Source organism: Streptomyces incanus (assembly GCF_042656345.1).
GTDB classification, from domain to species: domain Bacteria; phylum Actinomycetota; class Actinomycetes; order Streptomycetales; family Streptomycetaceae; genus Streptomyces; species Streptomyces incanus.
Map to the genome: position 1 here is coordinate 1 of NZ_JBHSPC010000056.1, position 21,212 is coordinate 21,212.

Here is a 21,212-nt window from a genome sequence, read left to right on the forward strand (position 1 = left end):
CCACTGCCTGTCACATCGTCAGGCAACGCGACCGCCGACCACCTTCTGAATGCTTACGCGGCGTCGGCCCGGGGCAGGGCTCTCACGCTCAGCTGAAACGATTCTGCCCGACAGGGCCGCGCAGGGTGTGGTGCCATCCGTACCCACGCATGGCCCAAGAATAATAAGATCTTCGCGCGCTGCGCATGCGCCTCCATGGGGGTGCCTGAATTTTTCCGTCGTAGCAGTGGCACATTTGAGCGAAGGTGGAACTGGAGTGCAGGAAAGGGCGCGTGCAACCCGCAAAGTGCTGCTGGAATCAGCAGCACATCTATTCGTCGAGCGGGGGTATGCAGGAACGAGTGTCAATGAAATAAGTGATCACTCGGGAAGAACCAGTGGGGCGATCTATTTCCACTACTCCAGTAAGGAGAGGCTGGCATTGGCCGTGGTCCGCGAGCAGTTCGCCACCTGGCCGCAGCTCGCCGCGGCCTACGCCAGGCCCGGCATCCCTCCGCTGGAGAAGCTGGTCGGCCTCAGCTTCCGTGTCGCGCAGTCCCTCAGTGAGGACATCGTGGCGCGTGCCGGTGCACGGCTGTGGGCGGAACGCCGCACCATCGAGGCTGCCGTACCCACGCCGTTCGACGCCTGGTCGGTGGCCGCCACCCGGCTTCTCGCCCAGGCGCGCACCAGAGGCGAACTCGCGGAAGGGGTCGAGCCGTCGGCCGCGGCCGTGACGCTCGTGTGCGCGTTCTTCGGACTCTGCACCCTGGCCGACGAGATGCCCGGCGGGCGGAACTGGAGAGAGCGGCTGGACCAGTGGTGGATGCTCGTACTTCGGTTCCTGCAGGCGGATCCCGACCCGGCCGCTCTGCTCGCCCGCGCGCGGGCGGGGATGCCCGCGTAACTGGAGGACCCGGCTCCGAGCCCTGCCTGACGGGGCCCGCACACCCGGTGGCGGAGGGCGGGGCAGCGCGACGGGTGAGCCGGGGGCGGGGGGCGTGTCGGCCGCCCCTCGGGGACCAGAGGCAGGAGCGGGCCGTGGGCGTCCGGGCGGTGGTACCGGCTGCGTGCCCCGAGGGCCGACGCCTGGGACCGTGCCCCTGGCCGCGGCACGACGGAGGACCGCCCGTCTCTGCCGGCGTCCCGTCACCGCGAGGCCCTGCGTGTCAAGGGTCCTGGGTGCGGAGACGGTCGCGTTCGCGGCCCCCTCCGCGGGCGCCCACCCTCGGCCCCTGGAGGGCGCGGCCCGCATCGCGATCCGCACGGTGCGCGCCACCCCCACCACACTCCAGGAGACCCGTTCCGTCCTCTACGACGGCAGCGCGTACACCACGTGCGCGGCGAAGCCGCGCCGGCCGGGGTGGGACGCGGGCCGCGCAGGCTGCCGTGGTGTCAGTCGGTGAGGCCCAGCGCCCCGGCTGCCTGGATGGCCAGCCAGACCTCCGTGAGCGCGCCGGTGGAGGACAGGTCGCGGCCGGAGAGGGCACCGAAGCGGCGCAGCCGGTAGGCGAGCGTGTTGGGATGGATGTGCAGTGCCGCGGCGGCGGTCCCGGTGCGGCGGTCGCGTTCCATCCAGGTGCGGGCGGAGACCAAGAGCTGGGAGTCGTGCTCCGCGTCGTAGCGCAGCACCTCGCCGAGCACGTGGTCGACCAGCGCGGTCAGGACCGCGGGGTCGTCCGGCAGCCAGCGGCCCGTCGCGTCGGCGCCGTAGCGGACCAGCGGGCGGCCCGACTCGCCCGCCTTGGAGACCGCCCACAGGGCCTCGCGCTGGGCGACCTTCAGGGCCGCGCCCGGCTGGAAGGGGCGGCTCATCCCGGCCGTGACGGCCGGCAGCGCGCCGATGGTGTCGGCCAGCCGCGGCGCCCCGAGCACATACCGGTCCTCGCCCCAGGTCAGCAGCAGATGGGGGTGGTCCTCGAGGCAGGCCAGCAGCGCCTCGTCGGAGGTGTGCCGGACCACGATCAGGACGGTGTCGCCCTCGATGGAGTGCCGGGCGAGCCTGCGGCGGGCGGCCTCCGGGTCGAGCACCTCCTGGAGCAGCTCGGCCAGCGTCTCGGCGCCCTCGCGGCGCAGGGTCTCGCGTTCGCTGCGCACCATCGCCACCCGCAGCGCCGCCACCGTGGCGATGTGCTGGACGACCGCGAGGCCGGCGGGCTGGGCGCCCTGCCGCTCGTACGCCACCAGGAAGCCCGCCGGGCCGCCGGGCGCCGGCACCGGCAGGACGAAACCGCCGGGGACGGTCGGCGCGGCGTCCACCGAGGCGGGCAGCACCCCCGGACCGGGCGTCGGGATCCCGGGCAGCAGCGGGCGGCCCTGCGGGGTGCAGAGATACACGTCGTATCCGGACAGACGTTCGAGACGACGCAGGAGGGTCGGGGTGTCGAGGTCCTCGGCGACCATCCAGCGCAGCGAGCCGAAGACCTGCAACTGTGCGCCCAGCCGGTGCCGGGCGTCCTCCTGGACCGCGGCGGCGACCTCCTGGGAGACCGCGATGAACGGAACGGCGAGCGGCACCTCCAGCACCGGGAAGCCCCGCTCCTCCGCCGCCCGGAAGAACGCCTCGTGCAGCACGGGCATGTGCAGCTGCGCCGACAGAGCCAGTGCGGAGACGCCGGCGTCGTCCAGCCGCTCCAGATAGCGGCGCTGCCCGGCCGCCGCACGGGGGATCGCGAGCCCCGTCGTCATGAGGATCTCGGCTCCCAGAAGCCATGGGGTCGGATCGTCCAACTCGCTTACGTGCGCCCAGGATACGGACCGGCCGAGGCCACTGCTCCCCGCCTTCACGGACAGCTGGAGGGCGGGGAAGGAGAGCAGATCCTCGACGGTGAGTTTGTCGACAGCCACATGAAACAGGATATCTCTTCGTGACTGGCACAATTGTCGGTGGTCGGCGAGTGACCCACACTGTGGACCCGTCCCCGGTATGAACAGCAGGTGAGAGCCCCATGGCGACCTCGGTCACCGAAATCGAGACTCATGGTGTCGAGCAGATCCCGGACGAGGACCGCACGGCCCGTCCACTCGACCTGTTCCGGCTCGCCTTCGGCGGCGCCAACACCTTCGCGACCTGTGTGCTGGGCGCCTTCCCCATCCTCTTCGGCCTCTCCTTCTGGCAGGGGCTCGCGGCGACCCTGCTCGGCCTGATCGCCGGTGCCCTGCTGCTCGCGCCGATGGCGCTCTTCGGCCCCGCCAACGGCACCAGCAACTCCGTCTCCTCCTCCGCCCACCTGGGGGTGCACGGCAGGGTCGTCGGCTCCTTCCTCTCGCTGCTCACCGCGATCGCCTTCTTCTCGATCTCGGTGTGGTCCTCGGGCGACGCCCTCGTCGGCGGCGCACACCGGCTGGTGGGGCTCCCCGAGTCCACCCTGTCGTACAGCGCGGCGTACGCGATCTTCGCCGCCCTCGTGCTGGTGGTCTGCATCTACGGCTTCCGCTTCATGCTGCTGGTCAACAAGATCGCCGTGGTGGCGGCGTCGGCCCTGTTCGTGCTGGGCGCCTTCGCCTTCGCCGGCGACTTCGACCCCGGCTACGCGGGCAGCTTCGCCTCGACTGCCGACCCGCTGTTCTGGCCGTCCTTCATCGGCTCCGCGCTGATCGTGCTCTCCAACCCGGTCTCCTTCGGCGCGTTCCTCGGCGACTGGTCCCGCTACATCCCGGCCGCGACGCCCCGCCGCCGGGTGATGGGCGCGGCGTTCCTGGCCCAGGCCGCCACCCTGCTGCCGTTCGTCTTCGGCCTCGCCACCGCGTCGATCATCGCGACCCAGGCAGTCAAGTACGTCGACCCGGACGCGCCCAACTACGTCGGCGGCCTGCTCGCGATCTCCCCCGGCTGGTACTTCCTGCCGCTCTGCCTCATCGCGCTGATCGGCGGCCTGTCCACCGGCACGACCGCCCTGTACGGCACCGGGCTGGACTTCTGCAGCGTCTTCACCCGCTTCAGCCGTGTCCAGGCGACGGTCCTCATCGGCGCCCTGTCCATCGTGTTCATCTTCATCGGCCGCTTCGCGCTGAACCTCACCCAGTCGATCTCCACCTTCGCCACCCTGATCATCACCTGCACCGCACCGTGGATGGTCGTGATGATCCTCGGCTACGTCACCCGACGGGGCTGGTACGACGCCGAGGCGCTCCAGGTCTTCAACCAGCGCCGCACCGGTGGACGCTACTGGTTCGCCCACGGCTGGAACTGGCGCGGCCTGGCCACCTGGCTGGTCTCCGCCGTCGTGGCACTGCTGTTCACCAACCTGCCCGGCCAGTTCGTCGGACCGCTCGGCAACCTGGCCGACGGCATGGACATCTCGCTGCCGGTCGGCCTCCTCCTCGCGGCGGTGCTCTACCTCGTCCTGCTCGCCGTGTTCCCCGAGCCGCGCGGAGTGTACGGACCGGCGGGACCCCGCTTCGTCCGGACCTCCGACGCCGAGATCCTGCCGATCAGCGGCGGCCCGCAGGAGGCACCGGCGGAGCCGGCAGTGGTCGGCTGACCCACCGGTCCGGTCGCGCCCCGTCGGCCCGGTCCACCGACCGGGCCGACAGCCCGCCCTTCCGCGCCGCGGGGCCGGACGGCGCAGGACGGCCGGCGGCCGGCAGCACGAGAAAACCCTCCTCTGCTGCGCGAGTCGGCATGGCGAACCGGGGCAGCGCAGGCCGACTGAGGTTCATGTCGGATTTCCGCGAGACCGGGCCCGTTCCGTCCCCGATGCTGGACCCATGCAGAAGGGGATGCACACCGACACCGAACGCTGCGTGCGTGCCGTCCGGTCCAAGGACGCGCGGTTCGACGGCTGGTTCTTCACCGCCGTCCTCACCACCGGCATCTACTGCCGGCCCAGCTGCCCGGTGGTACCGCCCAAGCCCGAGAACATGGTCTTCCACCCGAGCGCGGCGGCCTGCCAGCAGGCGGGATTCCGGGCCTGCAAGCGGTGCCGTCCCGACACCAGCCCCGGCTCCCCGGAGTGGAACCAGCGGGCCGACGCCGTGGCCCGCGCCATGCGGCTGATCGCCGACGGGATCGTGGACCGGGAGGGCGTGCCCGGCCTTGCCGCCCGGCTCGGCTACAGCACCCGGCAGGTGGAACGCCAGCTGCTCGCCGAGCTGGGCGCGGGGCCCCTCGCCCTCGCACGGGCCCAGCGCGCGCAGACCGCGCGGCTGCTCATCGAGACGACGGCCCTGCCGATGACGGAGATCGCCTTCGCCGCCGGCTTCTCCTCCGTCCGCACCTTCAACGACACCGTGCGCGAGGTCTTCGCCCTGGCCCCGAGCGACCTGCGCGCCCGCGCGCCGAAACGGACCTCCGGTCCCGCCGGGGCCCCCGGTCCCGCCCAAACCACCGGCGCCCCCGCCGCGCTGTCGCTGCGCCTGCCGTTCCGGGCCCCGCTCACTCCCGACAACCTCTTCGGCCACCTCGCCGCCACCGCCGTACCCGGCGTGGAGGAGTGGCGGGACGGTGCCTACCGGCGCACCCTGCGGCTGCCGCACGGGCACGGCTTCGTGGCCCTGGCCCCGCGGCCCGACCACATCGCCTGCCGCCTCACCCTCACCGACCCGCGGGACCTCACCGTCGCCATCAGCCGTTGCCGCCGCCTGCTCGACCTGGACGCCGACCCGGTGGCCGTCGACGACCGGCTGCGCACCGACCCGGTCCTCGCGCCCCTGGTGGACAAGGCGCCCGGGCGCCGGGTCCCGCGTACGGTCGACGAGGCGGAGTTCGCCGTCCGGGCCGTGCTCGGACAGCAGGTCTCCACCGCGGCCGCCCGTACCCACGCGGCCCGTCTGGTCCTCGCGCACGGCGAACCGGTGGAGGACCCGGACCCGGAGGGCGGACTCACCCACCTCTTTCCGTCGCCCGGGGCACTCGTGGACCTGGACCCCGAGACCCTGGCCCTGCCCCGCGCCCGCCGCGCCACCTTCACCACCCTGGTGCGCGCACTCGTGGACGGCGGCCTGCGCCTGGGTGTCGAGAGCGACTGGCCCGAGGCCCGCGCGAAGCTCCTCGCCCTCCCGGGCTTCGGCCCCTGGACCGCCGACGTCATCGCCATGCGCGCCCTCGGCGACCCCGACGCCTTCCTCCCCACCGACCTCGGCATCCGCCGCGCCGCCCGGGAACTCGGCCTGCCCTCCACCCCCGCCGCGCTCACCGCACACGCGGCGGCCTGGCGGCCCTGGCGGGCGTACGCGGTGCAGTACCTGTGGGCGACGGACAGCCACCCGATCAACGTCCTGCCGGCATGAGGACGCACGAGCGCCGATGAACACATACGAAGTCCCGGAGCCCGGAAGTGGATGGAGCCGATGAAGCAGCACACCGTGATCGACAGCCCGTACGGCCCGCTGACGCTCGTCGCCGACGACGGCGTCCTGTGCGGCCTCTATATGACCGACCAGCGTCACCGCCCCCCGGAGGAGACCTTCGGCGACCGCGTCGACCCCGGCTCCGCCACCGCTCCCGCCGCGAGGGCCTTCGCCGACGCCGAGGAACAACTGGAGGCCTACTTCGCGGGCGGACTGAAGGAGTTCACTCTGGAGCTGCGCCCGCACGGCACCCCGTTCCAGCGCCGCGTCTGGGACCTGCTGACGGACATCCCCTACGGCGAGACCCGCACGTACGGCGAACTCGCCGGGGCCCTCGGCAATCCGAAGGCGTCCAGGGCCGTCGGACTGGCCAACGGCCGCAACCCGATCGGCATCGTCATCCCCTGCCACCGGGTCATCGGCGCGAGCGGCGGCCTCACCGGATACGGGGGAGGCCTGGAGCGCAAGCAGCGACTGCTGGACTTCGAGCGGGGTCCGGCCCTGTTCCCGCAGTCGCTGCCCTCCGGCTCCGTCAGGGGCCCTCGTACCGGTGCGACACGCGCGACGGAGACTGCTCGGGGGTGAAGCCACCCGTCGAGGGCCGCACCGCGCGGGTCTGTTCGTCGTTCCCGAGCACCATCTCGGGGTCGAACATGACGACCACCGCGGCCAGGACGAGGACCGCCACCGGGCCGGCGAGCATGGCCAGCAGGAAGGACATCAGACCGACCGAGGACTGCGAGGACGTGCCGGCATGCTCGAGGTGCACGCTCACGGCGGCCATGCCCATGTAGTGCATGCCGGTCACCGCGATGCCCATCACGAGGCTCGCCCCCAGGCTCGCCCAGAGCCCTCGGACGGAGACCGCTGCCCACAGCGCCGCCGTGGCCGCGACCACGGCGATCAGGACGGACAGCACCACGGCCACCGTGTCGTAGCGGATGGTGCCGCCGGCGTCCATGGCGGCCATGCCGATGTAGTGCATGGCCGCGACGCCCAGTCCCGTGATGAGACCGGCCGTGCCCAGGACGGCCGGGCGGGCACCGCGGTAGCCGACCAGGAACACGCCGATGGCGACGACGGCGATCGCGACGGCCAGACTCAGCAGGGTCAGCCGGGTGTCGTACTCGACAACCGCGCCGTTGACGCTGAAGCCGATCATCGCGACGAAGTGCATCGTCCAGACGCCGCAGCCGATGGACACGGCTCCCAGGGTGAGCCAGCCGATCCTCCGGCTCTGCTGCACCCCGCGGCGCATGAACCGCACGGTGCAGCGCAGACCCAGCGCCGACCCCAGACACGCCATCAGGTAGGAGATGACAGGAGTCACCGCTCCGTAGTGGAAATCGGTCAGTGTGGCGGTCACGAAAGGCGTTGGCGTGATGCCACAGAGTGTTCATCGTGGCGCCGCCCTGACCTCCGAACGGCTTCGAATCGGGATCAGTTCGCCTGGCGCCCCTCCTCCAGCTCCGCCGGGCCCGAGCCGTCGGCGAGGACGTCCAGGGCGGCCAGCACGCGGCGACCGAGGGAACCAGGGAGATATTCGGCCAGATCCGCGCGCGGCACGAGCCGCCAGGACAGCAGCTCCTCCTCCTGCAGGCGGATCGCCGCGAGATCGTCCGCGTCGAGCACTCCGCCGTCATACAGGTACGCCACCACCGGCGGCCGTCCGGCCCCGCGCACCCAGTCCACGACCAGCAGCCGTCCGAGCTCACGGTCCAGCCCGATCTCCTCGGCCGTCTCGCGCCGTGCCCCCTGGCGGGGGGTCTCCCCGTCGTCCGACTCGATCGTGCCGCCGGGCAGCGCCCACCCCTCACGGTAGTTCGGCTCGACGAGCAGCACGCGGCCCTCGCCGTCCCGGAAGAGGGCGGCGGCGCCGGCGAGGACGCGGGGGAGCGAGGCGATATAGGCGGCGTAGTCCTGAACATCCTGAGTGGTGGTCATGCGGGAAGGGTAGTGGCGGCGAACGGCCGTACCGCGGCCGGGAAGCCCGGCCGGCCAGGGCGCACGGCAGCACACGCCGGTCCCGCGACCGGCACCGGACGGCGCACGCGCCGGGGGCACGGCGACCCCGGCCGGACGCCCGGCGTGACCGGTCCCGCCCGCGCTCGACGTCCCTCCCGGCCTCGGCACGCCCGACGCCCTTCCACGGGCTGGGCAGGGACATGACGGTCCGGGGAACCGAGGGCTAGGGTCTGTCCGGCATGATCCGCCGGACAGACCCCAGGGTCTGCGGTGGCGCGACTGACCCGGCATGCGTACGGGCCCGGAGAGCAAGGGATGGCGGAAGTGGCGGACGCTGCAGTGAGCGGTACTCGATCAGCACTGTCAGCACAGTCGGAAGTGCCGGCGCGGCGGGTGCTCGTCGCCGCGGACAAGTTCAAGGGGTCGCTGACGGCCGTGGAGGTCGCCGAGCGGGTGACCGCGGGGCTGCGCCGGGTGGTGCCCGGCCTAGAGATAGAGGCGCTTCCCGTGGCCGACGGAGGCGACGGCACGGTGGCCGCGGCGGTCGCGGCCGGATTCGACCGGCGGGAGGCACGGGTCACCGGTCCCCTCGGCGACGAGGTCACCGCGGCGTTCGCGCTGCGCGGCGACACCGCCGTGGTGGAGATGGCGGAGGCCAGCGGCCTCCAGAGGCTGCCGGGCGGCGTACTCGCGCCGCTGACGGCGTCCACGTACGGATCCGGCGAACTGCTGACGGCCGCGCTGGACGCGGGCGCGCGGATCCTCGTGTTCGGGGTCGGCGGCAGTGCCACCACGGACGGCGGCGCCGGCATGCTGGCCGCGCTGGGCGCCCGCTTCCTGAAGGCCGACGGCGAGCCGGTGGCACCGGGCGGCGCCGGTCTCGCCGAACTGGCCTCGGCGGACCTGTCGGGCCTGGACCCGCGCCTCGGCGAGGTCGCGTTCGTGCTCGCCAGCGATGTCGACAACCCGCTGACCGGCCCGAAGGGCGCCCCGGCGGTCTACGGCCCGCAGAAGGGCGCTTCCCCCCAGGACGTGCGGCGGCTGGACGCGGCGCTCGCGCACTTCGTGAAGGTGCTGGAGGAGCCGGCCGGGGCCAGGGCCACCGAGTTCGCCGCCTCGCCCGGCGCGGGCGCGGCCGGCGGCATCGGGTACGGCGCGCTGCTCCTCGGGGCCCGGTTCCGGCCCGGTATCGAGGTCATGCTGGACGTCCTCGGTTTCGCGCCCGCGCTGGAGCGGGCCGACCTCGTGATCACCGGTGAGGGCTCGCTGGACGAGCAGACCCTGCACGGCAAGGCACCGGCGGGGGTGGCCGCCGCGGCCCGTGCCGCCGGCAAAGAGGTCGTCGCGGTGTGCGGGCGGCTCGCGCTGCCGCCGGAGGCGCTGGGGCGGACGGGGATTCGACGGGCGTACGCCCTGACCGATCTCGAGCCGGACGTGGCGACGTGCATCGCGGAGGCGGGCCCGATCCTGGAACGCACGGCGGAGCGGATCGCACGGGACTTCCTGGGCTGAGGCGGCCCGACCGCGCGTACCAGGGGGCTCCGCCCCCGGACCTCCGGCCCCCGCCCGCCCACCACCCGACTCGGTCGGTGAGAAGGGCGGGCCGAGGGCTGCTCTTTCGGCTCACCGAGTCGGGCGGTGGGCGGACCCCCGGCAGGGCCCCGGCGGCCCCCGGCAGGGCCCGCATCCACACCCGGTGCCCGCAAAGCAAGGGGCCCCGAACCCAACAGGGTCCGGGGCCCGAAGCAGCAGGCGTTACGGCTGCGCCGCCCTCGCCTCGCGGCGATTGCCGCGGAAGTTGTTCACCCGGCGAGCCGTGGCGAACAGCGGGATCACCGCGCCCATCACCAGCTGCAGCGCGCAGCCGGTCTGCAGGAGCAGCTGGCCGCTCGGGGCGTCGAAGGCCCAGGCCGCCAGCAGGCCCATGGCCAGCACGATCCAGGAGAGCATCGCCACCGCGAGGGGGCCCCGCGGCTTCGGGTACTCGACTCGGCTCACCATCAGCCAGGCCGTGCCCAGGATCGCCAGAACCGTCGCCACGAACGGCAGCTCCAGCAGCACGATCGAGACGATGGTCAGCGCCCCGAACGGTGACGGCATGCCCTGGAAGGTGCCGTCCTTGACGGTGACGCAGGAGAACCTCGCAAGTCTCAGCACCACCGCCAGCAGCACCACGATCGCCCCGACCGCGGCCACTCTCTGATGCGCGTCGTCCGCGACCATGCCGTACACGAGGACGAAGTACGCCGGGGCCAGACCGAAGCTGACCAGGTCCGAGAGGTTGTCGAGCTCCGCGCCCATGGGGGAGGAGCGCAGCTTGCGGGCCACCAGGCCGTCGAACAGGTCGAAGACCGCCGCGCACAGCATGAGGATCACGGCGGTGGCCGCGCTGTGGCGGGCCATCCCGGTCTCCTGGCTGCCCGTGAGGTGCGGGATCAGGATGCCGGTGGTGGTGAAGTACACCGCCATGAAGCCGCAGGTGGCGTTGCCGAGGGTGAGGGTGTCCGCTATCGACAGGCGGAGTGAGAGCGGCATCTCCTCCTCGTCGTCCGCCTCGTCGGCGTCGGGCACCCAGCCGATCGGTGTCTTCTCCGGATCAATCACGGTCAATGCGAGTCACCCCAGCCACGGTCTTCTGACCCACCTCGACATCGATCTCCACACCCTCGGGCAGGTAGAGGTCGACACGCGAGCCGAACCGGATGAGACCGATCCGCTCGCCCTGCTCCACCTTGGTGCCCTCGGGCAGGTAGGGGACGATGCGGCGGGCCACCGCACCGGCGATCTGGATCATCTCGATGTCACCGAGCTCGGTGTCGAAGTGCCAGACGACGCGCTCGTTGTTCTCGCTCTCCTTGTTGAAGGCGGGAACGAATCCACCGGGGATGTGCTCGACCGACGTCACCGTGCCGGCCAGCGGGGCGCGGTTGACGTGAACATTGAGCGGGCTCATGAAGATCGCGACGCGGGTCCGGCCGTCCTTCCACGGCATGATGCTCTGCACCACACCGTCGGCGGGCGAGATGACCCGGCCCCGGGTGATCTCGCGCTCGGGGTCGCGGAAGAACCACAGCATCCCCGCCGCGAGAGCGGTGACGGGGACGGCTACGGCCTTGGCGGCACCCGAGCGGCGGGCGCGGACCAGGCTGACGGCTGCGGTGGCGACGGTCGGCAGGAGCCACGGCGACGCTCCGCGCGCGAGGCGCACGCCGGCGAGGCTGTCGCGAGATGCAGAGGTTTTGCTGTGGGGCATGGATGACCTTCGTAGCGGATAAGTGCCGCGCATGGACAGGGGACGGCGGCTTTCCGGCGATCGTAGCGGCTCCAGACGACAACTGGGTAAGCCGAGCAGTCGAGTCGGTGACCGGAGAGTGCTGACGGGGTGTGATCCTCTATTCCAAGAAAACACCCCGTATCCGGACATTCAGCCCTGGAATCGATACTCTTCGAGCAGTCTGCGGCCGATGATCATTTTCTGGATCTCGGCGGTACCCTCACCGATCAGCAGCATCGGCGCCTCGCGGTAGAGGCGCTCGATCTCGTACTCCTTGGAGAAGCCGTAGCCGCCGTGGATCCGGAAGGCGTCCTCGACGACCTCCTTGCAGTACTCGGACGCGAGGTACTTGGCCATCCCCGCCTCCAGGTCGTTTCGTTCTCCGGAGTCCTTTTTGCGCGCGGCGTTCACCATCATCGCATGCGCGGCCTCCACCTTGGTAGCCATCTCCGCGAGCTTGAACTGAATGGCCTGGTGCTGGGCGATCTGCTTGCCGAACGTGTGTCGCTGCTGGGCGTACCGGACCCCGAGTTCGAAGGCGCGCTGGGCGACACCGCAGCCCCGCGCCGCCACATTGACGCGGCCGACCTCGACGCCGTCCATCATTTGGTAAAAACCGCGGCCGGTGACCCCGCCGAGCACGCGGTCCGCCGGAACGCGCAGGCCGTCCATGATGAGCTCGGTGGTGTCGACCCCCTTGTAGCCCATCTTGTCGATCTTGCCCGGGATGGTCAGTCCGGGCCGCACCTCGCCGAAGCCGGGCTCCTTCTCCACCAGGAAGGTCGTCATCGACTTGTGCGGCGCCGTGCCCTCCGGGTGTCCTTCGTCACTCCGGACCAGAACGGCCACCAGGGACGACGTACCGCCGTTGGTCAGCCACATCTTCTGGCCGTTCAGGACGTACTCGTCGCCGTCCCGCACCGCCTTCGACGAGATCGCTGACACGTCCGAGCCCAGGGCCGGCTCCGACATGGAGAACGCGCCCCGGATGTCTCCGGCCGCCATGCGCGGCAGGAAGTGGTCCTTCTGCTCCTGCGTGCCGTGCTGCTTGAGCATGTACGCCACGATGAAGTGCGTGTTGATGATGCCGGACACCGACATCCAGCCGCGCGCGATCTCCTCCACGCACAGGGCGTAGGTGAGGAGCGACTCGCCCAGACCCCCGTACTCCTCGGGGATCATCAGACCGAACAGGCCGAGTTCCCTCAGGCCGTCGACGATCTGCTGCGGGTACTCGTCGCGGTGCTCCAGGCCGGTCGCGACCGGGATGATCTCCTTGTCCACGAAGTCCCGGACGGTGGAGAGGATCTCCCGCTGGACGTCGGTCAGACCGGCCGTCTGGGCGAGTCGCGCCATGGCTACTTCTCCTGCTCTCGCTTTGGAATGTCCAGCGGTTCCGGGCGGCCGGGCTGTTCGCCGCCGCGCTCCTTGATGTACGTCTCGGTCGGCACCATCACCTTGCGGCGGAACACGCACACCAGGGTGCCGTCCTGCTTGTACCCCTTGGTCTCGACGTGGACGATGCCGCGGTCGTCCTTCGACCTGGACGGCCACTTGTCGAGCACGGTCGTCTCGCCGTAGATCGTGTCGCCGTGGAAGGTCGGCGCCACGTGCCGCAGCGACTCGATCTCCAGGTTGGCGATCGCCTTCCCGGAGACGTCCGGCACCGACATGCCGAGCAGCAGCGAGTAGATGTAGTTGCCCACGACGACGTTCCTGCCGAAGTCCGTCGTCTTCTCCGCGTAGTGGGTGTCCATGTGGAGGGGGTGGTGGTTCATGGTGAGGAGACAGAAGAGATGGTCGTCGTACTCCGTGACCGTCTTGCCGGGCCAGTGCTTGTAGACCGCGCCGACCTCGAACTCCTCGTAAGTGCGTCCGAACTGCATGCCGCTCACGCCTCCGGGATCTCGAACGTGCTGGTGCGCCGCATGCCGGCGGCCCGGCCCTTGCCGGAGATGACCAGCGCCATCTTGCGGCTGGCCTCGTCGATCATCTCGTCGCCGAGCATCGCGGAGCCCTTCTTGCCGCCCGCCTCGGACGTGTAGTAGTCGTACGCGTCCAGGATCAGTTCGGCGTGGTCGTAGTCCTCCTGGGAGGGCGAGAAGATCTCGTTGGACGCCTCGACCTGACCCGGGTGGAGCACCCACTTGCCGTCGAAACCGAGGGCGGCGGCGCGCCGGGCGACCTCGCGGTAGCCGTCGACGTTGCGGATCTGCAGGTAGGGGCCGTCGATCGCCTGGAGGTTGTTGGCGCGGGCGGCCATCAGGATCTTCATCAGGATGTAGTGGTAGGCGTCCGCCGGGTAGCCGGGCGGCTGCTCACCCACGACCAGCGACTTCATGTTGATCGACGCCATGAAGTCGGCCGGGCCGAAGATGATCGTCTCGACGCGCCCGGAGGCCTGCGCGATCTCGTTGACGTTGTTCAGGCCCTGGGCGTTCTCGATCTGCGCCTCGATGCCGATGCGGCCGACCTCGAAGCCCATGGTCTTCTCGATCTGAGTGAGGAGCAGGTCGAGCGCCACGACCTGCCGGGCGTCCTGCACCTTCGGCAGCATGATGCAGTCGAGGTTCGGGCCGGCGCCCTCGACGACGGTCACGACGTCGCGGTACGTCCACTCGGTCGTCCAGTCGTTGACCCGGACCACGCGCGTCTTGCCGGTCCAGTCGCCCTCGTTGAGGAACTTGACGATGGTGTGCCGCGCCTCGGGCTTGGCCAGCGGCGCGCAGGCGTCCTCCAGGTCGAGGAAGACCTGGTCGGCGGGGAGGCCCTGGGCCTTCTCCAGGAAGCGGGGGTTGCTTCCCGGGACCGCCAGGCAGGAGCGGCGGGGGCGAAGGCGGTTCACGGTCGTCATGCGGGGACCTCCAGGGGGTCGAGCTTGTTCGCGGTGCGGATCTCGTCGACGATACGGCCGATGATCCCGGTGATGTCGAAGTCCTTCGGTGTGAAGACCGCGGCCACTCCTGCGGCCCTGAGCTGCTCGGCGTCGGCGTTCGGGATGATCCCGCCGGCGATCACCGGGATGTCGGCCGCGCCGGCCCCGCGCAGCCGCTCCAGCACGTCCGGCACCAACTGGGCGTGGGAGCCGGAGAGGATGGACAGGCCCACCGCGTGCACGTCCTCCGCGAGGGCGGCGTCCACGATCTGCTCCGGTGTGAGCCGTATGCCCTGGTAGACCACCTCGAACCCGGCGTCGCGGGCCCGCACGGCGATCTGCTCGGCGCCGTTGGAGTGGCCGTCCAGGCCCGGCTTGCCGACCAGGAAGCGCAGCTTGCCGACACCTAGGTCACGCGCCGTCACCTCCACCTTGCGGCGGACGTCGGCGAGCGCCGAGCCCGCCTCGGCGGGGACGGCGAACGGCGCCGAGGACACCCCGGTCGGGGCGCGGTACTCGCCGAACACCTCGCGCAGGGCACCGGCCCACTCGCCGGTCGTGGCCCCCGCCCGGGCGCACTCCAGGGTGGCCTCCATCAGGTTGCCGTCGCCCTTCGCGGCCTCCTTCAGCGCCTCCAGCGCCTTGCAGGGCCGCGGGTGGTTGAACGGCGGCTGGTAGCGCGTGTCGCGCCAGCGGCCCAGCGCCTCCACCACCCGCGCCTCGACGGCCGGGTCGACGGTCTGGATCGCGGTGTCGAGATCGGCGGTCAGGGGGTTCGGCTCGGTGCCCTCGAAGGCGTTGACACCGATGATCTTCTCCTCACCCGACTCGATCCGGGCCCGGCGCGCGGCGTGCGAGGAGACCAGCCGGGACTTGAGGTAGCCGGACTCGACGGCGGCCATCGCGCCGCCCATCTCCTCGATCCGCCCCATCTCGGCCAGCGACGCCTCGACCAGCTCCTCCACCTTCGCCTCGACCACCGTGGAGCCCTCGAAGAGGTCCCCGTACTCCAGCAGGTCGCTCTCGTAGGCGAGCACCTGCTGGATGCGCAGCGACCACTGCTGGTCCCAGGGGCGGGGCAGGCCCAGGGCCTCGTTCCAGGCCGGCAGCTGGACGGCGCGCGCGCGTGCGTCCTTGGAGAGGGTCACGGCCAGCATCTCCAGCACGATCCGCTGGACGTTGTTCTCCGGCTGCGCCTCGGTCAGTCCGAGGGAGTTGACCTGGACGCCGTAGCGGAAGCGGCGGTGCTTGGGGTTCTCGATGCCGTACCGCTCGCGCGTGATCCGGTCCCAGATCCGGCCGAAGGCGCGCATCTTGCACATCTCCTCGACGAAGCGGACGCCCGCGTTCACGAAGAACGAGATACGGCCGACGACGTCGCCCATGCGCTCCGGCGGCACCTGGCCGGAGTCGCGCACGGCGTCGAGCACCGAGATCGCCGTGGACATCGCGTACGCGATCTCCTGGACCGGTGTGGCGCCCGCTTCCTGCAGGTGGTAGCTGCAGATGTTGATCGGGTTCCACTTCGGCATGTGGGAGACCGTGTACGCGATCATGTCCGTCGTCAGGCGCAGGCTCGGCCCCGGCGGGAACACGTGCGTGCCGCGGGACAGGTACTCCTTGACGATGTCGTTCTGGGTCGTCCCCTGGAGCTCGGTGATGTCCGCGCCCTGCTCCTCGGCGACGACCTGGTAGAGCGCCAGCAGCCACATGGCGGTGGCGTTGATCGTCATCGAGGTGTTCATCTGCTCCAGGGGGATGTCCTGGAACAGCCTGCGCATGTCGCCGATGTGCGAGACCGGCACCCCGACCCGGCCGACCTCACCGCGGGCGAGGACGTGGTCGGGGTCGTAGCCGGTCTGCGTCGGCAGGTCGAACGCCACCGACAGACCGGTCTGACCCTTGGCGAGATTGCGCCGGTACAGCTCGTTCGACGCCTCGGCCGTGGAGTGACCGGCGTAGGTCCGCATCAGCCACGGACGGTCCTTCTGACGTTCTGTCATTCAACGGCCCTCAGATGTTCCGGAAGCGGTTGATGGCATCCACGTGCTGCGCGCGCTTCTCGTGGTCGCGCACGCCCAGGCCCTCCTCGGGGGCGAGGCACAGCACGCCGACCTTGCCCTGGTGGAGGTTGCGGTGCACGTCGTAGGCGGCCTGGCCGGTGTCCTCGAGGGAGTACACCCGCGACAGGGTGGGGTGGATCTTGCCCTTGGCGACGAGGCGGTTGGCCTCCCAGGCCTCGCGGTAGTTGGCGAAGTGGGAGCCGACGATCTTCTTCAGGGACATCCACAGGTACCGGTTGTCGTACTCGTGGTGGTAGCCCGAGGTCGAGGCGCAGGTGACGATGGTGCCGCCCTTGCGGGTGACGTACACGGAGGCGCCGAAGGTCTCGCGGCCGGGGTGCTCGAAGACGATGTCGACGTCCTCGCCGCCGGTGAGTTCGCGGATGTGCTTGCCGAAGCGCTTCCACTCCTTCGGGTCCTGGGTGTGCTCGTCCTTCCAGAACCTGTAGCCCTCGGCGGTGCGGTCGATGATCGCCTCGGCGCCCATCGCCCGGCAGAGGTCCGCCTTCTGCTCGCTGGAGACGACGCAGATCGGGTTGGCGCCGCCGGCCAGCGCGAACTGGGTGGCGTAGGAGCCGAGTCCGCCGCTGGCGCCCCAGATGAGCACGTTGTCGCCCTGCTTCATGCCGGCGCCGTTGCGGGAGACCAGCTGCCGGTAGGCGGTGGAGTTGACCAGGCCGGGGGCGGCGGCCTCCTCCCAGCTCAGGTGGTCCGGCTTCGGCATCAGCTGGTTGGACTTCACCAGGGCGATCTCCGCCAGGCCGCCGAAGTTGGTCTCGAAGCCCCAGATCCGCTGCTCCGGGTCGAGCATCGTGTCGTTGTGGCCGTCGCTGGACTCCAGCTCGACGGAGAGGCAGTGGGCGACGACCTCGTCGCCGGGGTGCCAGGCGTTGACGCCGGGGCCGGTGCGCAGCACGACGCCCGCGAGGTCCGAGCCGATGATGTGGTACGGCAGGTCGTGGCGCCTGGTCAGCTCGCTGAGCCTGCCGTAGCGCTCCAGGAAGCCGAAGGTCGACATCGGCTCGAAGATCGACGTCCACACCGAGTTGTAGTTGACCGAGGAGGCCATCACGGCCACCAGGGCCTCACCCGGGCCGAGTTCGGGCAGCGGCACGTCGTCGAGGTGGAGCGACGTGCGCGGGTCCTTGTCGCGGGTGGCGAGTCCGGAGAACATCTCGGTCTCGTCCTTGTGCACGGTCATCGCGCGGTACGAGTCGGGGAGCGGCAGGGCGGCGAAGTCCTCCGACGTGGAGTCGGGCGACTGGATCGCGGCCAGGATGTCCTTGACGGTCACGGTGTGCCTCCGGCGGGTTGGGGCCTCCCCCGGTCGAGCGAAGTCGAGAGCTTGGGGAAGCCCTGAGGGAGGGGCGCTGACGGTTGCGTCGGTGCTGTTGAGGGTCTGAGGGGGTGCCGTCGGTTCGGCGGTGGTGCTTCGGCAGCGCTTGGTGGCGCGGGAGGGTGCCTGTGACGCAGGCGTCCGGGCGGGCAGGCCTTTCGGCTTGCTGGGACAGCCGACGCGCGAAGGGTCTCTGCGCGCCGGCCGCCCGGACTCCTTCAACGTATGGCACGCCGTGACAGCACGCAAGGCACTGGGTGCCATGAATCGCTCTCAGATGAAATCTTTACGTAACAAATGAGCGATGATCGATCGAATGGGGTCCGAAGGGGACGTGAAAAGGGGTCCTGACATGGCAAAACGGCCACCCCATGGGGTGGCCGTCGTCACAACGGCGAGGTGCGCTCAGTGCGCTTTCAGAGCACTGCTCAGTGCCTCGGCAGGGCCTCCTGGTGCCCCTCGAGCGCTCCTCAGTGCTCCTTCAGGGCCTGCTCGATGGTCCGCATCACCTCGTCCAGCGGGGCGTCGGTGCGGGCGACCGTCACCAGCACCTCGCCCTGGGCGGACACCGAGGCGGCCGACGGCCTCGGCGGCACCGTGCGGCGGCCCGCCATGATCCCGTTCCCGAAGGTCTTGCGGACGATCGAGAAGGCGTGGTCGAGCTCCGCCTCCACATCGCCCTGGCCGTCCGCCCTGAGCCAGCGCCGCAGCACATGGTTGTGCGCGGTGACCACGGCGGACGCGGCGACCTCCGCCAGCAGCGGGTCGTCGCCCGCGTCCTCGTCGTGCGCGTGCTCGTCGAAGTGGCCGAGCAGGTAACGGGTGAAGAGACGCTCGTAGCGGGCCACCGACGCGATCTCCGCCTCACGCAGGGTGGGCACCTCGCGGGTCAGCCGGTAGCGGGCGACCGAGATCTCCGGCCGCGCCGCGTACATCCGCATGACCTCCTTGATGCCACGGCACACCGTGTCGAGCGGATGCTCGTGCGCCGGCGCCGCGTTGAGCACCGCCTCGGCGCGTACCAGGGTGTCGTCGTGATCGGGAAAGATCGCCTCTTCCTTGGACCGGAAGTGCCGGAAGAAGGTGCGGCGGGCGACCCCGGCCGCGGCCGCGATCTCGTCGACGGTGGTGGCCTCGTACCCCTTGGTCGCGAACAGCTCCATCGCGGCGGCCGCCAGTTCCCGGCGCATCTTCAGCCGCTGGGCGGCGGCGCGACTGCCTGCGGCGCGTTCCGGCGGCTCGGTCGTGGCGGGTGTACGGGAGGACTTGGCGGGCTGGGACATGTCCCGAACGTACTGCATGCGCGCAGCTCGCCGCGCCGGACCGGGAACTCCCCCGCCCTCGGGGGGCGGGGGAGCGCTGCGGCCGGGGGGCGGCGGGAACCGGCCGGGTTCCAGCAGCCCGCCCCACTGGCCGCCGCCGCGGTACCAGTCGCCCAGGCGGTGCGGCGGCTCAGCGCTTGGCATGTTCGCGGAAGCCACGGCCGGTCTTGCGGCCGAGGCAGCCCGCGGCCACCAGATGCTCCAGCAGCGGCGCCGGGGAGAGCCCCGGGTCGCGGAACTCGCGGTGCAGGACCTTTTCGATCGCGAGCGAGACGTCCAGCCCGACGACGTCCAGCAGCTCGAACGGGCCCATCGGGTAGCCGCCGCCCAGCTTCATCGCGGCGTCGATGTCGTCGATGCCGGCGTAGTGCTCCTGCACCATCTTGACCGCGTTGTTGAGGTACGGGAACAGCAGCGCGTTGACGATGAAACCGGCCCGGTCACCGCAGTCCACGGCGTGCTTGCGGATCGCCCGGCAGACCTCGCGCACCGTCGCGTGGACGTCGTCCTCGGTCAGCACCGTACGGACCACCTCGACCAGTTTCATGGCCGGCGCCGGGTTGAAGAAGTGCATGCCGATCACGTCCTGCGGACGCGAGGTGGCACGGGCGCAGACGATCACGGGCAGCGAGGAGGTGGTGGTGGCGAGCACCGCGCCCGGCTTGCAGACCTTGTCCAGCGTCCCGAACAGCTGCCGCTTGACCTCCAGGTCCTCGGCAACCGCCTCGACCGCCAGGTCCACGTCGGCGAAGTCGTCGTAGGAATCCGTCGGCCGGACCCGCTCCAGGGCCTGGGCGGCGGCCTCGGCGGTCATCCGTCCCTTGTCGACGGAGCGCGCCAGGGACGTGCCGATCCGGGCCCTGGCACCCTGTGCCTTCTCCGCGCTGCGGGCTGCGAGGACCACGTGGTAGCCGGCCTTGGCGAACACCTCGGCGATGCCCGAGGCCATGGTGCCCGAGCCCGCCACGCCCACCGAACGGACCGGCCGGCCCTCGGTGAGCCGGCCGTCCTCCGGCGGGGTCAGCGCGTCCCGCACGACGGTGGCGCTGCCCGGCTCCTCGTACGTGTAGAAGCCGCGCCCCGCCTTGCGGCCCGTCAGACCCGCCTCGCTCAGCTGCTTCAGGATCGGGGCCGGCGCGTGCAGCCGGTCGTGGGACTCCGTGTACATGGCCTCCAGGACCGTCCGCGCGGTGTCGACGCCGATCAGGTCGAGCAGCGCCAGCGGACCCATCGGCAGACCGCAGCCCAGCCGCATCGCGGCGTCGATGTCCTCGCGGGAGGCGTAGTTCGACTCGTACATCGAGGCGGCCTGGTTGAGGTAGCCGAACAACAGCCCGTCGGCGACGAATCCGGGCCGGTCGCCGACCGCGACCGGCTCCTTGCCCAGATCCAGGGCCAGGTCGGTGACCGCGGTGACGGCCGCCGGCGAGGTCAGCACCGAGGAGACGACCTCCACCAGCTTCATCGCCGGGGCGGGGTTGAAGAAATGCAGGCCCAGCACGCGCTCGGGACGGGCCGAGTCGGCGGCGAGGCGGGTGACCGACAGGGCGTTGGTGCCGGTCGCCAGGATCGTCTGCGGCCGCACCACGGCGTCGAGTTCACGGAAGATCTGCTGCTTGACCTCGTACGACTCCGGCACCACCTCGATCACCAGGTCGGCGCCGGCCGCCGCCGCGAGGTCGGTGGAGGTGGTCACGCGGGCCAGAAGTTCCGTGCGCTGCTCCCCGGTGAGTCGGCCGCGCTCCACGGCGCGGGCGGTCGAGGACTCCAGGACGGCGACGCACCGCGTGGCCTGGGCCGCGCTGACGTCGATGCCGACGACCTCGCGGCCGGCCTTGGCCAGGACCTCGGCGATGCCGGTGCCCATCGTGCCGAGGCCGACCACGGCGACGGTCCGGAGCGGGAGCATGGGGGTGTCGGACTGGGGGGACAGGGGAGTGGCCATCGAGGGACTCCAGGAATGAGGGTGACGACGGAGAACGCGCCCGGGTGCGCCGAGGGGCGCACCGGGTACGTGCGTACGGAATGCGGGTGATGCCGGGCTGCGAGCGCACACGCCCGGTGCCGTCACGACGGGCACATGCCCGGGAACGGCGGTTCCGACCAG

General features: G+C 71.0%; 18 protein-coding genes. 6 read left to right on the forward strand and 12 right to left on the reverse strand.

What is annotated here, in order from left to right:
• Nucleotides 1–256 precede the first annotated feature (256 nt).
• A complete protein-coding gene (locus ACFP2V_RS19540; protein WP_381213732.1) occupies nucleotides 257–886 on the forward strand; it encodes a ScbR family autoregulator-binding transcription factor in 630 nt (209 codons plus the stop codon).
• A gap of 259 nt (nucleotides 887–1,145) precedes the next feature.
• The gene (locus tag ACFP2V_RS19545) at nucleotides 1,146–1,385 is read left to right on the forward strand and encodes a macro domain-containing protein (RefSeq protein WP_381213735.1); all 240 of its coding nucleotides are present in this window, start codon (nucleotides 1,146–1,148) and stop codon (nucleotides 1,383–1,385) included.
• Here ACFP2V_RS19545 and ACFP2V_RS19550 read toward each other — a convergent pair.
• The gene (locus ACFP2V_RS19550) at nucleotides 1,375–2,826 is read right to left on the reverse strand and encodes a PucR family transcriptional regulator (RefSeq protein WP_381213738.1); all 1,452 of its coding nucleotides are present in this window, start codon (nucleotides 2,824–2,826) and stop codon (nucleotides 1,375–1,377) included. The two genes, ACFP2V_RS19545 and ACFP2V_RS19550, sit on opposite strands and share 11 nt — an antisense overlap.
• 101 nt (nucleotides 2,827–2,927) lie before the next feature.
• On the opposite strand from ACFP2V_RS19550, the gene ACFP2V_RS19555 reads away from it, so the two are divergent.
• From ACFP2V_RS19555 to ACFP2V_RS19565, 3 genes are all read left to right on the forward strand, one after another.
• Nucleotides 2,928–4,463, forward strand: coding sequence for a purine-cytosine permease family protein (locus ACFP2V_RS19555; RefSeq protein WP_381213741.1), 1,536 nt, complete (start codon nucleotides 2,928–2,930; stop codon nucleotides 4,461–4,463).
• A 226-nt stretch (nucleotides 4,464–4,689) separates the two neighbouring features.
• Nucleotides 4,690–6,210: an AlkA N-terminal domain-containing protein gene (locus ACFP2V_RS19560; protein ID WP_381213744.1), complete on the forward strand. Its 1,521-nt coding sequence runs from the start codon at nucleotides 4,690–4,692 to the stop codon at nucleotides 6,208–6,210.
• A 60-nt stretch (nucleotides 6,211–6,270) separates the two neighbouring features.
• A complete protein-coding gene (locus tag ACFP2V_RS19565) occupies nucleotides 6,271–6,855 on the forward strand; it encodes a methylated-DNA--[protein]-cysteine S-methyltransferase (RefSeq protein ID WP_381213747.1) in 585 nt (194 codons plus the stop codon).
• Here the strand turns inward: ACFP2V_RS19565 and ACFP2V_RS19570 are convergent.
• Both ACFP2V_RS19570 and ACFP2V_RS19575 read right to left on the reverse strand, forming a co-directional pair.
• Complete coding sequence (locus ACFP2V_RS19570; RefSeq protein WP_381213749.1) at nucleotides 6,803–7,636, reverse strand: MHYT domain-containing protein; 834 nt, start codon at nucleotides 7,634–7,636, stop codon at nucleotides 6,803–6,805. The genes ACFP2V_RS19565 and ACFP2V_RS19570 overlap by 53 nt on opposite strands.
• A 74-nt stretch (nucleotides 7,637–7,710) precedes the next feature.
• Nucleotides 7,711–8,214: an NUDIX domain-containing protein gene (locus tag ACFP2V_RS19575; RefSeq protein ID WP_381213752.1), complete on the reverse strand. Its 504-nt coding sequence runs from the start codon at nucleotides 8,212–8,214 to the stop codon at nucleotides 7,711–7,713.
• A gap of 345 nt (nucleotides 8,215–8,559) precedes the next feature.
• Here ACFP2V_RS19575 and ACFP2V_RS19580 point away from each other — a divergent pair, with 345 nt between their 5' ends.
• Complete coding sequence (locus ACFP2V_RS19580; protein ID WP_381213755.1) at nucleotides 8,560–9,747, forward strand: glycerate kinase; 1,188 nt, start codon at nucleotides 8,560–8,562, stop codon at nucleotides 9,745–9,747.
• 243 nt (nucleotides 9,748–9,990) lie between these two features.
• Here ACFP2V_RS19580 and pssA read toward each other — a convergent pair whose 3' ends face one another.
• From pssA to ACFP2V_RS19625, 9 genes are all read right to left on the reverse strand, one after another.
• Nucleotides 9,991–10,806, reverse strand: coding sequence for a CDP-diacylglycerol--serine O-phosphatidyltransferase (gene pssA, locus ACFP2V_RS19585; RefSeq protein ID WP_381214045.1), 816 nt, complete (start codon nucleotides 10,804–10,806; stop codon nucleotides 9,991–9,993).
• A gap of 25 nt (nucleotides 10,807–10,831) precedes the next feature.
• Entirely contained in the window at nucleotides 10,832–11,488 is a 657-nt protein-coding gene (locus tag ACFP2V_RS19590) for a phosphatidylserine decarboxylase (RefSeq protein ID WP_381213758.1), read from the reverse strand.
• A gap of 171 nt (nucleotides 11,489–11,659) precedes the next feature.
• Nucleotides 11,660–12,865 carry an acyl-CoA dehydrogenase family protein gene (locus ACFP2V_RS19595; protein ID WP_381213765.1) on the reverse strand — a complete coding sequence of 402 codons (1,206 nt, stop codon included), beginning with the start codon at nucleotides 12,863–12,865 and terminating at the stop codon, nucleotides 11,660–11,662.
• A gap of 2 nt (nucleotides 12,866–12,867) precedes the next feature.
• The gene (locus ACFP2V_RS19600; protein ID WP_381213768.1) at nucleotides 12,868–13,395 is read right to left on the reverse strand and encodes a MaoC family dehydratase; all 528 of its coding nucleotides are present in this window, start codon (nucleotides 13,393–13,395) and stop codon (nucleotides 12,868–12,870) included.
• A 5-nt stretch (nucleotides 13,396–13,400) separates the two neighbouring features.
• Nucleotides 13,401–14,363 (reverse strand): HpcH/HpaI aldolase/citrate lyase family protein, encoded by a 963-nt coding sequence (locus tag ACFP2V_RS19605; RefSeq protein WP_381213770.1) that lies wholly within the window; start codon nucleotides 14,361–14,363, stop codon nucleotides 13,401–13,403.
• On the reverse strand, nucleotides 14,360–16,387 hold the full coding sequence (locus tag ACFP2V_RS19610) for a protein meaA (RefSeq protein WP_381213773.1): 2,028 nt from the start codon (nucleotides 16,385–16,387) through the stop codon (nucleotides 14,360–14,362). Before ACFP2V_RS19610 ends, ACFP2V_RS19605 begins: the two co-directional genes overlap by 4 nt.
• A gap of 10 nt (nucleotides 16,388–16,397) precedes the next feature.
• Nucleotides 16,398–17,741 carry a crotonyl-CoA carboxylase/reductase gene (gene ccrA, locus ACFP2V_RS19615; RefSeq protein ID WP_381213775.1) on the reverse strand — a complete coding sequence of 448 codons (1,344 nt, stop codon included), beginning with the start codon at nucleotides 17,739–17,741 and terminating at the stop codon, nucleotides 16,398–16,400.
• Nucleotides 17,742–18,253: 512 nt separating this feature from the next.
• Nucleotides 18,254–19,066 carry a TetR family transcriptional regulator gene (locus ACFP2V_RS19620; protein WP_381213778.1) on the reverse strand — a complete coding sequence of 271 codons (813 nt, stop codon included), beginning with the start codon at nucleotides 19,064–19,066 and terminating at the stop codon, nucleotides 18,254–18,256.
• Between the two features lie 169 nt (nucleotides 19,067–19,235).
• Nucleotides 19,236–21,050 (reverse strand): 3-hydroxyacyl-CoA dehydrogenase family protein, encoded by a 1,815-nt coding sequence (locus ACFP2V_RS19625; protein WP_381213781.1) that lies wholly within the window; start codon nucleotides 21,048–21,050, stop codon nucleotides 19,236–19,238.
• Nucleotides 21,051–21,212: the final 162 nt, after the last annotated feature.

Coding starts and splice junctions, on each gene's coding strand:
- ACFP2V_RS19555 (WP_381213741.1), top strand. CDS start 2,928: ATGGCGACCTCGGTCACCGAAATCGAGACTCATGGTGTCGAGCAGATC.
- ACFP2V_RS19560 (WP_381213744.1), top strand. CDS start 4,690: ATGCAGAAGGGGATGCACACCGACACCGAACGCTGCGTGCGTGCCGTC.
- ACFP2V_RS19565 (WP_381213747.1), top strand. CDS start 6,271: ATGAAGCAGCACACCGTGATCGACAGCCCGTACGGCCCGCTGACGCTC.
- ACFP2V_RS19575 (WP_381213752.1), bottom strand. CDS start 8,214: ATGACCACCACTCAGGATGTTCAGGACTACGCCGCCTATATCGCCTCG.
- ACFP2V_RS19590 (WP_381213758.1), bottom strand. CDS start 11,488: ATGCCCCACAGCAAAACCTCTGCATCTCGCGACAGCCTCGCCGGCGTG.
- ACFP2V_RS19595 (WP_381213765.1), bottom strand. CDS start 12,865: ATGGCGCGACTCGCCCAGACGGCCGGTCTGACCGACGTCCAGCGGGAG.
- ACFP2V_RS19600 (WP_381213768.1), bottom strand. CDS start 13,395: ATGCAGTTCGGACGCACTTACGAGGAGTTCGAGGTCGGCGCGGTCTAC.
- ACFP2V_RS19605 (WP_381213770.1), bottom strand. CDS start 14,363: ATGACGACCGTGAACCGCCTTCGCCCCCGCCGCTCCTGCCTGGCGGTC.
- ACFP2V_RS19610 (WP_381213773.1), bottom strand. CDS start 16,387: ATGACAGAACGTCAGAAGGACCGTCCGTGGCTGATGCGGACCTACGCC.
- ACFP2V_RS19620 (WP_381213778.1), bottom strand. CDS start 19,066: ATGTCCCAGCCCGCCAAGTCCTCCCGTACACCCGCCACGACCGAGCCG.
- ACFP2V_RS19625 (WP_381213781.1), bottom strand. CDS start 21,050: ATGGCCACTCCCCTGTCCCCCCAGTCCGACACCCCCATGCTCCCGCTC.